Source organism: Sphaerochaeta sp. (assembly GCF_050178175.1).
Taxonomy (GTDB): domain Bacteria; phylum Spirochaetota; class Spirochaetia; order Sphaerochaetales; family Sphaerochaetaceae; genus Sphaerochaeta.
Window position 1 is genome coordinate 1 of the sequence record NZ_JBFXGH010000058.1, and the last position, 13,433, is coordinate 13,433.

18 protein-coding genes are annotated in these 13,433 nt (G+C 46.6%); 3 read left to right on the forward strand and 15 right to left on the reverse strand.

From position 1 onward, the window contains the following. Positions 1 to 219: 219 nt before the first annotated feature. The 3 genes from AB7S66_RS07700 to AB7S66_RS07710 all read right to left on the reverse strand — a co-directional run bounded on the left by AB7S66_RS07700 (position 220) and on the right by AB7S66_RS07710 (position 2,708). Positions 220 to 627 carry a dicarboxylate/amino acid:cation symporter gene (locus AB7S66_RS07700; RefSeq protein WP_428518863.1) on the reverse strand — a complete coding sequence of 136 codons (408 nt, stop codon included), beginning with the start codon at positions 625 to 627 and terminating at the stop codon, positions 220 to 222. Between the two features lie 179 nt (positions 628 to 806). After that, complete coding sequence (locus AB7S66_RS07705; RefSeq protein ID WP_428518864.1) at positions 807 to 1,340, reverse strand: D-lyxose/D-mannose family sugar isomerase; 534 nt, start codon at positions 1,338 to 1,340, stop codon at positions 807 to 809. A gap of 24 nt (positions 1,341 to 1,364) precedes the next feature. After that, the gene (locus AB7S66_RS07710; RefSeq protein ID WP_428518865.1) at positions 1,365 to 2,708 is read right to left on the reverse strand and encodes an alpha-galactosidase; all 1,344 of its coding nucleotides are present in this window, start codon (positions 2,706 to 2,708) and stop codon (positions 1,365 to 1,367) included. Between the two features lie 121 nt (positions 2,709 to 2,829). Between AB7S66_RS07710 and AB7S66_RS07715 the strand changes: the two genes are divergently transcribed. Next, positions 2,830 to 2,952 carry a hypothetical protein gene (locus tag AB7S66_RS07715; RefSeq protein ID WP_428518866.1) on the forward strand — a complete coding sequence of 41 codons (123 nt, stop codon included), beginning with the start codon at positions 2,830 to 2,832 and terminating at the stop codon, positions 2,950 to 2,952. A 105-nt stretch (positions 2,953 to 3,057) separates the two neighbouring features. After that, positions 3,058 to 3,444: an iron chaperone gene (locus AB7S66_RS07720; RefSeq protein ID WP_428518867.1), complete on the forward strand. Its 387-nt coding sequence runs from the start codon at positions 3,058 to 3,060 to the stop codon at positions 3,442 to 3,444. A gap of 3 nt (positions 3,445 to 3,447) precedes the next feature. On the opposite strand, the gene AB7S66_RS07725 is transcribed toward AB7S66_RS07720, so the two are convergent. From AB7S66_RS07725 to AB7S66_RS07745, 5 genes are all read right to left on the reverse strand, one after another. Next, positions 3,448 to 4,080 (reverse strand): carboxymuconolactone decarboxylase family protein, encoded by a 633-nt coding sequence (locus AB7S66_RS07725; RefSeq protein WP_428518868.1) that lies wholly within the window; start codon positions 4,078 to 4,080, stop codon positions 3,448 to 3,450. A 111-nt stretch (positions 4,081 to 4,191) separates the two neighbouring features. After that, positions 4,192 to 5,373 (reverse strand): YibE/F family protein, encoded by a 1,182-nt coding sequence (locus AB7S66_RS07730; protein ID WP_428518869.1) that lies wholly within the window; start codon positions 5,371 to 5,373, stop codon positions 4,192 to 4,194. A gap of 65 nt (positions 5,374 to 5,438) precedes the next feature. Next, positions 5,439 to 6,929, reverse strand: coding sequence for an alkaline phosphatase (locus AB7S66_RS07735; protein ID WP_428518870.1), 1,491 nt, complete (start codon positions 6,927 to 6,929; stop codon positions 5,439 to 5,441). 159 nt (positions 6,930 to 7,088) lie between these two features. Beyond that, a complete protein-coding gene (locus AB7S66_RS07740; RefSeq protein ID WP_428518871.1) occupies positions 7,089 to 7,433 on the reverse strand; it encodes a type II toxin-antitoxin system PemK/MazF family toxin in 345 nt (114 codons plus the stop codon). Further along, positions 7,427 to 7,672 (reverse strand): AbrB/MazE/SpoVT family DNA-binding domain-containing protein, encoded by a 246-nt coding sequence (locus AB7S66_RS07745; RefSeq protein WP_428518872.1) that lies wholly within the window; start codon positions 7,670 to 7,672, stop codon positions 7,427 to 7,429. The genes AB7S66_RS07740 and AB7S66_RS07745 overlap by 7 nt, the downstream gene beginning before the upstream one ends. A 97-nt stretch (positions 7,673 to 7,769) precedes the next feature. Here AB7S66_RS07745 and AB7S66_RS07750 point away from each other — a divergent pair, with 97 nt between their 5' ends. Next, positions 7,770 to 7,988 carry a hypothetical protein gene (locus tag AB7S66_RS07750; RefSeq protein ID WP_428518873.1) on the forward strand — a complete coding sequence of 73 codons (219 nt, stop codon included), beginning with the start codon at positions 7,770 to 7,772 and terminating at the stop codon, positions 7,986 to 7,988. Positions 7,989 to 8,049: 61 nt separating this feature from the next. Here AB7S66_RS07750 and AB7S66_RS07755 read toward each other — a convergent pair whose 3' ends face one another. The 7 genes from AB7S66_RS07755 to AB7S66_RS07785 all read right to left on the reverse strand — a co-directional run bounded on the left by AB7S66_RS07755 (position 8,050) and on the right by AB7S66_RS07785 (position 13,359). After that, positions 8,050 to 9,390 (reverse strand): ABC transporter substrate-binding protein, encoded by a 1,341-nt coding sequence (locus AB7S66_RS07755; protein WP_428518874.1) that lies wholly within the window; start codon positions 9,388 to 9,390, stop codon positions 8,050 to 8,052. 94 nt (positions 9,391 to 9,484) lie between these two features. Further along, on the reverse strand, positions 9,485 to 10,324 hold the full coding sequence (locus AB7S66_RS07760) for a carbohydrate ABC transporter permease (RefSeq protein WP_428518875.1): 840 nt from the start codon (positions 10,322 to 10,324) through the stop codon (positions 9,485 to 9,487). Continuing rightward, positions 10,324 to 11,232: a carbohydrate ABC transporter permease gene (locus tag AB7S66_RS07765; protein WP_428518876.1), complete on the reverse strand. Its 909-nt coding sequence runs from the start codon at positions 11,230 to 11,232 to the stop codon at positions 10,324 to 10,326. Before AB7S66_RS07765 ends, AB7S66_RS07760 begins: the two co-directional genes overlap by 1 nt. 513 nt (positions 11,233 to 11,745) lie before the next feature. Beyond that, positions 11,746 to 12,090, reverse strand: a complete 345-nt coding sequence (locus AB7S66_RS07770) for a type II toxin-antitoxin system PemK/MazF family toxin (RefSeq protein ID WP_428518871.1) — start codon at positions 12,088 to 12,090, stop codon at positions 11,746 to 11,748. Then, positions 12,084 to 12,329: an AbrB/MazE/SpoVT family DNA-binding domain-containing protein gene (locus tag AB7S66_RS07775; protein ID WP_428518872.1), complete on the reverse strand. Its 246-nt coding sequence runs from the start codon at positions 12,327 to 12,329 to the stop codon at positions 12,084 to 12,086. Before AB7S66_RS07775 ends, AB7S66_RS07770 begins: the two co-directional genes overlap by 7 nt. 189 nt (positions 12,330 to 12,518) lie before the next feature. Next, entirely contained in the window at positions 12,519 to 12,998 is a 480-nt protein-coding gene (locus AB7S66_RS07780; protein WP_428518877.1) for a putative immunity protein, read from the reverse strand. Then, positions 12,988 to 13,359, reverse strand: a complete 372-nt coding sequence (locus AB7S66_RS07785) for a hypothetical protein (protein WP_428518878.1) — start codon at positions 13,357 to 13,359, stop codon at positions 12,988 to 12,990. Before AB7S66_RS07785 ends, AB7S66_RS07780 begins: the two co-directional genes overlap by 11 nt. Between the last annotated feature and the right edge of the window lie 74 nt (positions 13,360 to 13,433).

Consider the following 13,433-nt stretch of genomic DNA (forward strand, 5'->3'; position numbering starts at 1 on the left):
ACCAAAGCTCAGCCGAGCTAAGACTATTCTGTATTGTTGCAGATTCTTCCCCAGAAACACCAACAACGAGTACGCCAACCTGCACCATCACACTCCTGCATACAACATTAATAGCAATGTACCATACAACTATTTTGCAGGTAGTATACAGGAGCAATGATACTCACACAATGTGAAAAATAAAACAAATTCCGACTATTCCGATATTCTTATCTCGAGTTATGTAGCCGTTGCTGTTGCAACCTTGAGATCCTGCGTATTGAATGCATCGCGGTCGAACTCACCGAGCGAATTTGCAACAATCACAGAGGTCGTCAGGTCTCCGGTAACATTGGTCATGGTCCTGAACATATCCACCAGGAAATCGACACCAGCGACCAGGCCAACCGCCTCAACAGGGAGACCGACCGTGGTGAGGGTGATTATGGTAAAAGCTGTAGCTCCCATCGGAACAGCGGCACTACCCAAGCTTGCAAATATGGAGACCACCACGATCAGAACATATTGGGAGAAAGCAAGTTCAATACCAAAGGCATTTGCAGCAAACACCGCTACCATGGCAGGAAAAATACCACCACAGGCGTCCATGTTCATCACAGCCCCAAGCGGTCCCACGAAGTTAGCCACAAGGTATCAATACCTCAGGGCAAGCCCTGAAACCAGGAGGCGTTGCCTTCTTTTCCGCCCCAAGGGACGGGGTATCTCACCGTGTTTTCCCTGCCCTCGCTCGGGAGAGGAGCCAGCATGATGGTTCCTTTCCTCTCGCTCCGTTGGGGAATGAAGTATCGGTTACGTCAATCTTGGTTTTACTCGACTTGAGGAGTTCTTTCGATTCTTGGGTCAGTGAAGATATCCTTCTCATCAAAACTGGGGGTGGAGAACTCAGAGACCACAGCCCCCTCACTCCCTGCCTCGAACCAATGCTTGGTATTGGGACGCAAGGTATACTGCTCGCCTGGGTGAAGTACAATCTCATGGAAAACAGTGTACACACCGTCTTTATCTATGGCTCTTATGTTCTCGGTGGGCTTCCCATCTACATAGAGATAGACCTCACCCCATCGGCAGCGGAAGGTCTCTTCCTTGCCGATGTACGACCCAAATGCCGGATGACGATGCTCTGGGCACCTCTGGTGGGGAAACAGTACCAATTCCTTTGCACATACGCGCTCTGTATTGAGGTAGGTAACCAACTCAAGACCGGTATGCTCCAGGTCGTTGAGGCCGAAATCAGCGACCTCAACGTTCCCTTTCTCTTCATCGGTGAGGACGATCCCAGCCTTCTCAAAGAACATAAGCGTCCGCTTCACTGCCTCTTCATATATCTCTCTGCTGATCATTCGTCCCCTCCTTGTTTTCTGTTCCTAGTATCTGAGATCAGATGCTTCAAGCATCTTGTCGAACAGCTCCCTGGCCTTATCCCTGCTCAGGTTCATCAGTGGATCACTGAGGAAAGCAGAGAAGAGCAACTCATCATCCTTGTTCCAGATTGCCTCAAGGGTCATCTCCTGTACATCACTGACCTGCCTGACCAGGTTCTGGATAGCAAGTGGGGGATCACTGGCGACAATCGGACGGATGGAATCTTCACTCAACACCCCATTGCTCTCAACGATCCTACCCTTGGGAAGATAACTGATCTGCCCTTCATTGGGACGATTGATGTTGGTGACCATGGTCTTATCCCCCATCAGGCAACGCATGATATCCACGCCTTCCTCGTCAGTGAGCTCCGCCTTCAGTTCCTCATCCTTGAATACGCGCTCCCGTTTCTCTTTGGCTGTGCGCTCTCTCCAGGAATACGGAGTCCTGATCACCCCATAGGTATGCAGGTTCTCATCGCTGGTAAGGAACCAGGGAACAAACTCGGCAAGATGGCGATCCCCGGCGGCACCAAGGGAGCCGAAATCGCGTAGGAAGCTGAGTGCAATCTTCTGGTCACAGTCAAACCACTTCTCTTCCTCCAATCGCTTCTTGGCAACAGCAGTCCCATCGCTGAAGGTAGCACTATCCTGCACAAGCTCAAGGAGACGGGGCATCAGGTCATGGGTCTTCCAAAAAGCCTTGGTCACAAAGGTGAAGTGATTCACCCCGGTAAGATCAATCTTGATCTCCCTTCTATCGGGAACCGGCACATCAAACCACTCTGCCACCTTCTCAGCAAGGAAGTTCTGGGTATGGAATACTTCGTGGCAACAGCCAAGTGCCTTGATCTCGGGGAATGCCTTATAGAGCGCTGCAGTGCAGAGCGTCATGGGATTGGTGTAGTTGATCACCCAGGCATCAGGGCAGTATTGCTTTACTTGCTCTGCGATCTCAAAGAACAGGGGAACTGCGCGTCGAGCACGCATGATCCCACCGGGACCTGTGGTATCCCCTACAGACTGGAGAATCCCGTACTCCTCAGGGAGGACAAGGTCGCCATAGCGGCACTCGGTCTTTCCTGGTTCTATGGATATGATTACCAGATCACAACCGGTAAGCGCTTTTCCAATCTCATCCTCTGCAATGACGCGGAAACGACCCTCACTGTTGTTTACCTTGAACACCTTCTCTGCAACTGCCACATTGTTGTGCGCAGCTTCCTTATCAATATCGTACAGAACCAAGGTACCGTGGGTCATGGTATTGTACGCAAGATCCTTCATGAACTGGATGGCCCAGAGGCGACCACCACCTCCAATAATACAGATACGAGTCTCTTTCATCCGATTCCTCCTCTCAGTACTCTTATTCTCCCTACCATAGTAGCAGATAAACAGCCCATTTACCTTGACATTGGGTATCTTTTTTTGACATTTCCCCCTAAATGGTGTACTACCATAGAGCATGTATACCTTGGTACAATACAGTTACAGGCAGCTTCTCGACTATCAGTGGGAGTTGTTTACAGAGGAAGAGCGTAAGCTGGTCTTCCACGATACAGCTGAAAGGATCTATTTCTCCAAGTAGCAAAACAACCAACTTTCCATTTCTTACTTCCATCTGCCTTTACGAATCCCTATACCCGCAGGCATACTTATTACCTACTATTTTATCAGGTATAAGGGGATAACCATGCGTATTTTTCAATCATATCTTGAGGAAATCCCTGATGAATACCACCGAAAGAAGATGGATGCATTGCTTACGTGGGTGCATGAGACATTTCCAACACTGGGGATGAGAATTGCCTGGAATCAACCGATATTCACTGACCTTGAGACCTTCATCATCGGTTTCAGCAGGGCAAAAGCACACATCAGTGTTACGCCTGAAAGCAAAACAATCGAGAAATTCTCAGACGATTTTTCGACGGTGAAACTGTCAGCTACCATGGAACTGTTCAGAATCAAATGGGAGCAGGAAATCCCCTACTCCCTTCTTGAAAGGATCATCCACTTCAATATAGAGGATAAGAAGGAGTGCTCTACATCCTGGAGGAAGCAAAGGCCCTTGCCGTAATCTTTACAGTGTAGGGAGACCTTTACGGCCCTTTATAAACAACCGTGCAACCCCATGTAAAAGAGCGAAAGGCAACAAGATGACACTGAGCACTTGCATGCGCAACTCATAGAAAAGAGAACTGTCATGATATGGATGTCCTTTCAGTCTCGAGAAAAACGCACTGAACGGGATGCCATAGATATTTCCCACCTGCATCATCCGGATTGCTGAAAGCATGACCCGAGCTTCATTGGTACCGTAGGTTTCTTCAATCAAACGATAAGTTTCTCTGTCAGGAGACCCTCCGGTATCTGCAAAGTGCTGTGCAAACATGATGGCCTTCCCTTCTTCCGGTCTGAGGATAGCTCCATCACCACTGAGGAGGCTATAAATTTCCTCACTGCTTATACCTTGTTTCAAGGCCATATGGGCATGGGCATAGGAACAGGCTGCACAGCCGTTCACCTCAGTAACCGCAAGTTGCATCCGCTCGAGTAATTCGGGTGAGACAACCTTATGCTTTCGATTGTATTTCAGTCCTGTGACGGCTTCAGGGACCAACATGATTCCACGATACAAATCCTGAACAGAGAATTTTCGCTTGTATGCCTGTCTCTTGAGTACATCGCTTGGTATTGGTCCCTCATGCATCATGCATTCCGTCCTTCTGCGTATCTGGGTTGGTTCACCCAAAAGATACCACACCTCTCCCAAACAGCATAGGTACTGCATCTTGAAATCAACGTTGTTATTGCCCGTAGTTCACTATCTTCTGGAAATACTGGCATCAGCGTGATTCTGCACAAGCACCTTCATATCTGAAGTTCTGCTTGTATAGAGATACCCACATGTCACTGATGTTATGGGAGCAACCAATACCAGTGCGATACAACCTACCATGGTATGGAGTATCTCTGCGGCAACGCTTGGAGAATTGAGGATACTCATGACCGGGGTGCCCTGCGCCATGTACACCATCATGATGGTGAGATAACTCCCAATATATGCGAGTAAGAGGGTAGTAGTCTGGCTCCCCACCACTGATTTGCCAATATTCAATCCGCTCTGTATAAGCGCCGTGCGAGTAATGGATGGATGGTGTTTCTGTACTTCCTCCAGTGCAGAGCTGATATCGATCGCCAAGTCCAGCAGTGCACCCAAGCAGGAAAGATAGATGGCAGCCTGAAAAACTTTGGTAAGTTGCATGCTTTCATAACCGGCAAACAGCAACGACTCCGACCATGGCATCACAGCACCATGCAACTTCAAATACCACGTTCCCCACATAGAAAACAGTACAGTAAGGACAGAGCAAATAATGGTTCCGATGATTGCTGCATAGGCTTTCTTCGTCAGACCTGCTACCAGCAACAAGCAAGCGATGGCAAGAAATGAGCCAACGAATAAGGACACCAGCATGGGCTCATAGCCCTTGAGTGTAAGAGGGATAAGTATTTTCCAAATGAGCAAAAAGGCCAAAGCAAACGAGATGATCGTCCTAACTCCCGTTTTCCCTGAGAAGAGAATAAGTGTGAAGGCAAAAAGTCCAAGAAGCAGCAGCTCTTTCGAGAAACGGTAATGACTGACCATGTTGGTGAATACGATCTCCCCATCCTTGTCCTGCTCTACCAATACCCAGGCAATATCCCCTTCTTCATAGACAGTATCAAATTCGAGTTTTCCATTGAGAAGGTTTATAGCCTCAGTCCGCTTGCCTGTATGGGGTCCTGAGAGTATCTCTATTTTGCAGATTTGTTCTCCCATACGAACTACTCCAGTCTGGTACATATTGGAATTATCCAAGGATACAACCTTTGCCTTGCTTCCTACCGCGTTGAAATATATCTCCTTCTCAAAACCGGTGGGGATCATTATCAGGAGGAGTACCACACCAAGCAGGACAGCCAACAACAACCACTCTCGATAGAGATTAACAGATTTCTTCATACCACTATTCCTTTTTAGACAGCTTCCCCCTCAGTGAGAGGGGGAAGGTTTGACCTGATTGCCTGTTATACAACTTCTACAAGTGATTTCAATTTGGCGAATATATCGGTGTTGTCATAGGAGCCAGCAAACTTCTCTGCCCCAACCCCGTATGCGAATACTCCCACAGGCGTTCCTGTATGTGAGTAACTCGTCCAACCAATACCCGCTTTGTTGTTCAGAATATGTGTCAGGGTTATGGAGAATGGATTGTAGCTTCCATAAAGCTGATAACTCAGTTGGTCATTTGCACGACTGCCCTTTGGCAACATTGCCTGGCGGAATGCCTCCTCCAGCCTTGAGTACTCAAAACTGGTCAATGTCAGCACATCAGAGGAAGCATTGCCTCCAGGAGGGACCAAACCAAAGTACTTTTCCACCAATACCAGTGCTTCCTGGAAACTCAGATCCGGGTTATTTGCAATGGCCTCCTGCATAATCCCATCGAATGCTACGTAGGAGACTTTCTGGTTCTCGAGAATGTTGAATGCTGTGTTATACCCAGTCGATGCAAAACCGATGGTCATACCACCGGTTTCATGGTCGCCGGTTACTACAATCAACGTCTCATCAGGATGGGCTTCAGCGAAAGCAACTGCTTCCTGAATTGCTTCATCAAAGGCAAGCAAGTCACTGATTTCTGAGGCAGCATCATTGGCATGACAGGCCCAGTCAATCTTTCCTGACTCTACCATCATGAAGAAGCCCTTCTCATTATCAAGCACATCAATTCCCTTCTTGACGAACTGAGCCAGCGTTACATCGTCTGGATCCATGTCGATTGCATAGGGCATCGCCCCACCATCTTGTAGTCGTGGACTTTGTGCGTAGACCTTTCCACTCTTGCTTGAAAGCGAGAGTATTTCACTCTTGTCATCTGTGACCAGATAGCCTTGCTCTTCCAACAAGGTATAGATACTTTTCTTTCCACCATCTTCTGCCTTGTTGACTGAACCACCAGCAAAGTAGTCAAAACCACTGTTTGCCATCTGCACACCAATGTCATAGTAGTTGTTTCGAGAAGGAACATGGGCATAATAGGCTGCCGGAGTTGCATGGTTGATGGTTACCGTAGAGACAATACCCACTTTCCAGTCCTTCTGCTCCTTGAGCCGCTCAGCAATAGTCTTTCCCACATACTGCTTGTCTATCCCCAATCCGAGAACACCACTATGGGTTTTATATCCTGAGGATAAGCTGGTTGCTGTAGAAGCAGAGTCAGGACAGAAGGAAGTTGCATCATAGGTTGTCTGCAACCCCGAGACCGGGAACTCTGTGAACGTGAGCTTCTCCAAGGAGACAGAACCCTTGGTATTGTTTCCTTTCAATACCTGGGCAGCATTGATCTGTACATGACTCATACCGTCACCGATGAACATAAAGACATACTTGGGCGCTTTTGCAGCCTGTTGCTCTGTGACTTCCCAAGTAGGTGTACTCTCTTCTGCAGGCTGTGCTGCAAGACCCAAAGTTACTGCTGCCAGCAACAATAATACCAGAATCAAACGTTTCTTCATGACTTCCCCCATAAGGAATATTGAGATGGCTCAACTATGGGAAATGCTTGTAAGCAAACAATGCAAAAACCATGAGAAAGGCGTAAGAAAAGTGTTATAACAAGAGCAAGGAAGGCAGTGCTTTCAGCAAGTATCACCTATGAGGGAAGTAAGCAACAATCACTTCCCAATCAACAACAGCAACAAATCCTTGACACCATCCATTACAGCAGCATCGGCGGTTTCCTTGAAAGAAGCATTTCTTGCTTTCCAATCGAGGCTTCGTATCTGGTCAGCAAGGACAACACCAGAGGTGAAGCCGTCACAGCTGGATAGAGAAATCTCGAATGGATACCCTTTTTGCTTACTTGTGATCGGACAAATTAACGCCAACCCTATCCTGTTGTATTTCTTGGGGCTTATCACCAATCCTGGTCTTCTTCCCTCTTGATCATGACCGGATTGAGGAGTGGAGTCCAACCACACAATATCGCCTTCTTCAGGGATATATGCATCAATTACCATGCTTCACCCCCTACCTCGTCTCCAAAAAGTTCAGGGCCATGCATATTTTCTGGACTTATTCTTTCCAAGAGGAGATCTAGAGTTTCTTCACGTGTTGGTCTTCTGGGAGACATCATTATTCCGTCCCCAACCCTCTCCAGTTCCACCTCAGTGCCATTATCCAGATGCAATTCCTGCAACAATGGTTTCGGAAGGCGAATACCTGAGCTGTTTCCCCATTTCTGGATGGTTGTCTTCATATGTTTCCCCCCATGAAAAAAAATGCCCCCATAGGTATGAGTAATTCAACACTTCAAACAACCAGAAAGCGGTGAGATCCTCAACTACTTCCAGACATTGGGAACCAATGCCACCAAGGAAGGGTTCAACGCAAAGATACGCATCATCAGGAGCCGTGCAAGAGAATTCAGGAACATGATCGATCGCGTCTGTGGGGGATTGTCCCTCCCCTTACAGCCGATCATGGAGTGCTACCCACTACAAACAGCGAATAGCCAGGAAGGTCTTTCTTCGAAGAAGGTAAAGATACACAGGCATAATAAAGGAGGGGACTGATACCTGCTGGCACCAATCCCCCTTACCCACTAAAACCAAACGGTTTCAAGCCAATTCAAGGTTAATAGTTGACCATATTATAGGTCTCGATAGCCTTGTTGATATCCTTGGCCATACCGTCAAGAGCGCCCTGTGGCGTCAACTCATTGTTCGCGAGACGAGCAATATAGTTCTGCACAATCTGACGAGCTTCTGGGAACACACTCAGCAGTGCACCTGCATACTGTGGAGCAGAGTCATGAAGCTGATCAATGGCTACCTGGAACTGAGGATACTGGGCGATATTCTGCTTGAACGTCTCAGTTTCAGCTGCCGCAACTGTAACAGGGAAGTAACCGGTCTTTGCATTCCAGAAAGCCTGCATCTCAGGAGAGATCATGAACTGCAAGAACTCCCAGGTAGCATCTTCTCGTTCCTGTTTGCCGGTATCCAGCATCCACAAGGAACCACCACCGACCGATACACCACCAACATCACCACGATTGATTGACGGGAAATATGCAACGCCAATTTCAAACTTGTCACCAACATTCAGCAATAGAGATTTCAGGGCTGCAGTTGATTCAGGAATCATGCATACATTTCCAGCAATAAAGGCTGCCTTGGCATCATCATTGTTGATGTTGAGGTATGGGGAAATACCTTCCTTAAGGATCTTATCCCACACATTGAGAATCTGGATACCACCACCATTCGAGTCAAACGCAACAGCGGTAGCATAATCCCGGCCACGTCCGTTGTTGTTGTTCACATAGTGCAAACCCATCTTGCCAATCCACTGCTCGAAGAACCAACCATAGTTTCCCATTCCATAACCGTAGCGCTTGACACTTCCATCAGGATTGGTAATCTTCAATTTCTCGGAAATCTCGTAGATATCATCGAAACAAGTAGGGACGATATCAATACCAGCTTCCTCAAAGGCAGTCTTGTTGTAGTACAAAAGTGGAGTGGAACTGTTAAATGGCATTGAATAGAGCGTTCCATCTACTGTGTAGTAGGCGGCAATATTCGGCTCAATCTGACCCACATCGTAGTTGTCTTTCTCAATATATTCCTGGACAGGAAGAATCCATCCGGAATCAATCATGTACCTAGTTCCAATATCATAGACCTGGATAATGTCACAGGGATAGTTTCCACCGGATGCCTGAATCTTAGCGAACTCGTCATCATAATTCCCCTGATACTCATAGGTCACATGAATATCGCCCTCGTACTGCTTGTTGAATTCATCAACCATGGCAGCAATAGCTTCTCCGTTCACTCCTCCCATTGCATGCCAGAAGGTGATCTCAACCGGACCTGCTTGTTTTGCAGGGGCCGCTTCAGAGGATCCCGCAGCAAAGCAGAAACTGGTGAACAGAAGACCCGCAAGAATCAAAACCAACGTTTTCTTCATATCCTTTTCTCCTTGTTGAAATTCTAAGAATGCAAACTACATTCTCAAACGCACTATGACTTCTGGAACCGAAAGGATAGCGACTACCTCCATGTCATCCCTTTACAGCGCCAGCCATCAAACCATTGATAAGCTGCTTGTTCATAAACACAAAAATGCTCAGGGAGGGCACGATGACAATAACCACTCCAGCCATCATCAATCCCAAGGAAACAGCATCTATGTCATACAGCATTGATATACCAATCTGCACCGTACGATAATCCCGTGAGTTCGTGACCAACAGGGGCCACATGTACTGGTTCCAAGTATTAAGAAATACATAAGCACCCAATGCACCCAAAGCTGGTCGGGAGAGAGGAACCACAATGCTTGTCAAGAAACGCATATTGGAGCATCCATCAAGCTTTGCTGCCTCATACAGTTCCTTGGCAAATGTGAGATAGTACTGCCGTAGGAGGAATATGCCCATGGCACTGGTCAAAAAGGGGAATACCAATGCACGGTATGAGTCAAGCCAACCCCAACCTGCCATGGTCAAGTAATTTGCGATAATGGTTACTTCCCCAGGGACCATCATGGTTGCCAATACCCCGATAAACAAGAGTTTCTTCCCCTTGAACTGCAGGAAGGAAAATGCGAAGGCAGCCAGGGAACACGTAACCATCTGACCAAGCATAACAGTAGTCGATACAATGAACGAATTCAGGATCATCCGAGGAAAATTGTAATAAGGATTGGTAAATGCCTGTACATAGTTGGTAAAATTAATGGATGTGGGAATGAGATGGTTCCCATAAATCTCATCAGGAGGCATAACCGATATTGAGATGGTATAGAGCAAGGGGACCAATATCACCAGCATAAGAGGGATATTCATGGCAAATCGCCCGATATTCAGCCACTTCCTTCGGTTGATAGATGTAATACGCATCAGTAGTTCACTCCTCTCTTCTCAAAACGGAACTGGATAATGGTGATGATCAAAACAATAATGAAGAGGATGACCGAACGGGCAGCTGCAGCACCAAATCGGAAGTTTCTGAATGCATCTTTGTAGATAGACCAAACCATAACATTGGTTGCATCTCCAGGACCTCCTTCTGTCAGCAATTTAATTTGACTGAATGATTGGAAAGCCCCTATCACATTGATAATCACCTGGAAGAAAAGTGTAGGAGAGATGCTTGGAATCGTGACAGAGAAAACCTTTCTCCAATAGCCAGCACCATCTACAGATGCACTGTCATAGAGCTCACCAGGAACATTTCTGAGCCCAGCGCTGATAAAAATGAAGTTAATACCACTGGTCAACCAAATTGTTAGTCCTACCACAGAAGCCAACGCATATCGTGAATCCCCGGTAAAATTGATCTGGGTTCCCATCAGCTGGTTCAAGAGGCCATTAGTTGGGTGCAAGATCATCTTAAACGCCATTGAGGCTGCAGCTGAAGCGATAGCGATCGGCATTGCATATACTGCGGCAGAAAATCCTGAGCCAAAATGCTTCTTCTCTGTGAGGAGACTGCTGGTTAACCCAACAAGCAGGCCCCCAAAGGCAACAAAGAATACAAACTTGAAAGTGACAACAACACTTGCCCAGAAAGAGGGATCCTTGAAGAGTGTCAGGTAGTTGTCATTTTCAGTGAATGCAACAAAAATTTTGGGTTGGCCATTTTTATTGGTAAGAAAGGTACTGAGAAATATTGTCCGAAGGAATGGGTAATACAGAAACAATCCAAATATTATGAGTGCAGGAAGCAAAAACAAGTATGGTTCAGCAATTGAAATTAACTTCTTCTCTCCCAACGGCAGAATACCCTTTTCCTTAGGTCCTTTCATCACACACTCCACAAATTCTATCTATAGTACAAGAGCCTCGACAAGACGGTACGTGGTTCGCATGCTTTATGAGTCATTGGAGTAAAGAAGAACATACAATGTAAAATTACATGCTCCGCAACACCCATAAGGTATATTGAACTTGTCCTTTTCAAAAACCAAGGTATCACAATACCAACTGAAAACGTTATCAGACCCATAGTATAGTCCTTCATTTTCCGATTAGCAAGACAATATATCCATTCAGGATTCCCGGCCCTTCTCTCTACCCAGAAAAGGAATACTGCCCTAGCAAACCATGCAATCTCAGAGGATGAAGATACGAGGAAGTTCTTTTCTTGTTGGTTCTCGCCTCTTCATGATCTTCTTATGCTCATCTGTACGATGGTTCAACTCTGTGAATCGCCTGTTAGCAAACAATGCAAAAACCATGAGAAAGACTTAAGAAAAGTGTTATAACAAAGACATAGGAGGAAATATGTTCAATAAGCATGGCCTATGAAAGAAATACAATCACTTCCCAATCAACAACAGCAACAAATCCTTGACACCATCCATTACAGCAGCATCGGCGGTTTCCTTGAAAGAAGCATTTCTTGCTTTCCAATCGAGGCTTCGTATCTGGTCAGCAAGGACAACACCAGAGGTGAAGCCGTCACAGCTGGATAGAGAAATCTCGAATGGATACCCTTTTTGCTTACTTGTGATCGGACAAATTAACGCCAACCCTATCCTGTTGTATTTCTTGGGGCTTATCACCAATCCTGGTCTTCTTCCCTCTTGATCATGACCGGATTGAGGAGTGGAGTCCAACCACACAATATCGCCTTCTTCAGGGATATATGCATCAATTACCATGCTTCACCCCCTACCTCGTCTCCAAAAAGTTCAGGGCCATGCATATTTTCTGGACTTATTCTTTCCAAGAGGAGATCTAGAGTTTCTTCACGTGTTGGCCTTCTGGGAGACATCATTATTCCGTCCCCAACCCTCTCCAGTTCCACCTCAGTGCCATTATCCAGATGCAATTCCTGCAACAATGGTTTCGGAAGGCGAATACCTGAACTGTTTCCCCATTTCTGGATGGTTGTCTTCATATGTTTCCCCCCATGTAAAAAATGTCCCATTGATATTGCTGATTCAATGATTATTCCTCCTGTGCAAGTATATACTCACGTATATACATCGTCAATGTAACTCAAAGAAACAGTTCAACAACACGGACTCAATATATACACCAATGCTCTCTAAGATTGGCTATATGGCATTTCACTTCAGTGGAGGTATCAAGAAAGGGTAAGCATTGGTAGGATTTTCTTTAGCTCCTGCTGTACACGAGGAAGGAGATCAGGATTAAGACCAGCCAAACGCTCCAGCTGCCAGGAAATCTCCTTATCTGCATCCCTATTAAGCAGAACAAGCATCTTCCTTCCATACCATACCGGACCAAGAGAGTGGTCTGCCATATGGGCGGTAGCGACTGCCTGGCCGACTGCCCGGCAGTAGAACTGAGAAGGCTTGTCTTCTACAGTACGAGCAAAGGCATGTACCGCCCGACTCGCTTTCATCGCCTCCCCAGTTTTTGCATTTCCCTCCCTCCACCTATAGCCTATTTCCAATGCAGAGGTGATCACTTCTTCTTCAGGGAATACGTGGTACTCGCTAAGATGCTCCGTGCAGAGAAGTGCCCACTTCATAAGGGATCGATGGTCTTCTGGGGAAAGCAAGCCACCCCGATGCTCTGCTACAAACAACCTATTTCTCAATTGGCTTACCTCCAGTGTATACGGTAGCAAGCACAGACATAACACTGTTTGTAAAGGACGTCTCCTCCCATATCTCCAAGTGGTGCATATACCAGTGTTCTTTTATCTTGGTCACCTCTTTCCATGGTACTGTCTTATCATGATAAGAAAGAGGAATGCTGAGAACCAAGGGCGCCACTAATCTGCCTTTAAGATAGCGACCAGGAATCCAGAAATAGGCGAAGGCCGATTGCCCAATGAGAGAAATCTGGCTCTTACTGGTCTTCAGCTGTATAGGCCCCAAGTAAGAGATCTTATGCATAATCTCCTCAAAGAGGTTCTTGGTCTGAGGGCATTCACTAAAGAAATCATCTGCTTCCATGCTCCCAGCATACACCTCCGACCTGCACCTGTCGATTTTTGTTTCCCGTCCTTGGAGCCGATGCTACAATTCCA

Excerpts from the sequence above, each read along its gene's own strand:
- AB7S66_RS07705 (WP_428518864.1), bottom strand. The coding sequence starts at position 1,340 with ATGATCAGCAGAGAGATATATGAAGAGGCAGTGAAGCGGACGCTTATG.
- AB7S66_RS07710 (WP_428518865.1), bottom strand. The coding sequence starts at position 2,708 with ATGAAAGAGACTCGTATCTGTATTATTGGAGGTGGTGGTCGCCTCTGG.
- AB7S66_RS07715 (WP_428518866.1), top strand. The coding sequence starts at position 2,830 with ATGTATACCTTGGTACAATACAGTTACAGGCAGCTTCTCGACTATCAG.
- AB7S66_RS07720 (WP_428518867.1), top strand. The coding sequence starts at position 3,058 with ATGCGTATTTTTCAATCATATCTTGAGGAAATCCCTGATGAATACCAC.
- AB7S66_RS07725 (WP_428518868.1), bottom strand. The coding sequence starts at position 4,080 with ATGATGCATGAGGGACCAATACCAAGCGATGTACTCAAGAGACAGGCA.
- AB7S66_RS07730 (WP_428518869.1), bottom strand. The coding sequence starts at position 5,373 with ATGAAGAAATCTGTTAATCTCTATCGAGAGTGGTTGTTGTTGGCTGTC.
- AB7S66_RS07735 (WP_428518870.1), bottom strand. The coding sequence starts at position 6,929 with ATGAAGAAACGTTTGATTCTGGTATTATTGTTGCTGGCAGCAGTAACT.
- AB7S66_RS07740 (WP_428518871.1), bottom strand. The coding sequence starts at position 7,433 with ATGGTAATTGATGCATATATCCCTGAAGAAGGCGATATTGTGTGGTTG.
- AB7S66_RS07745 (WP_428518872.1), bottom strand. The coding sequence starts at position 7,672 with ATGAAGACAACCATCCAGAAATGGGGAAACAGCTCAGGTATTCGCCTT.
- AB7S66_RS07755 (WP_428518874.1), bottom strand. The coding sequence starts at position 9,390 with ATGAAGAAAACGTTGGTTTTGATTCTTGCGGGTCTTCTGTTCACCAGT.
- AB7S66_RS07760 (WP_428518875.1), bottom strand. The coding sequence starts at position 10,324 with ATGCGTATTACATCTATCAACCGAAGGAAGTGGCTGAATATCGGGCGA.
- AB7S66_RS07765 (WP_428518876.1), bottom strand. The coding sequence starts at position 11,232 with ATGAAAGGACCTAAGGAAAAGGGTATTCTGCCGTTGGGAGAGAAGAAG.
- AB7S66_RS07770 (WP_428518871.1), bottom strand. The coding sequence starts at position 12,090 with ATGGTAATTGATGCATATATCCCTGAAGAAGGCGATATTGTGTGGTTG.
- AB7S66_RS07775 (WP_428518872.1), bottom strand. The coding sequence starts at position 12,329 with ATGAAGACAACCATCCAGAAATGGGGAAACAGTTCAGGTATTCGCCTT.
- AB7S66_RS07785 (WP_428518878.1), bottom strand. The coding sequence starts at position 13,359 with ATGGAAGCAGATGATTTCTTTAGTGAATGCCCTCAGACCAAGAACCTC.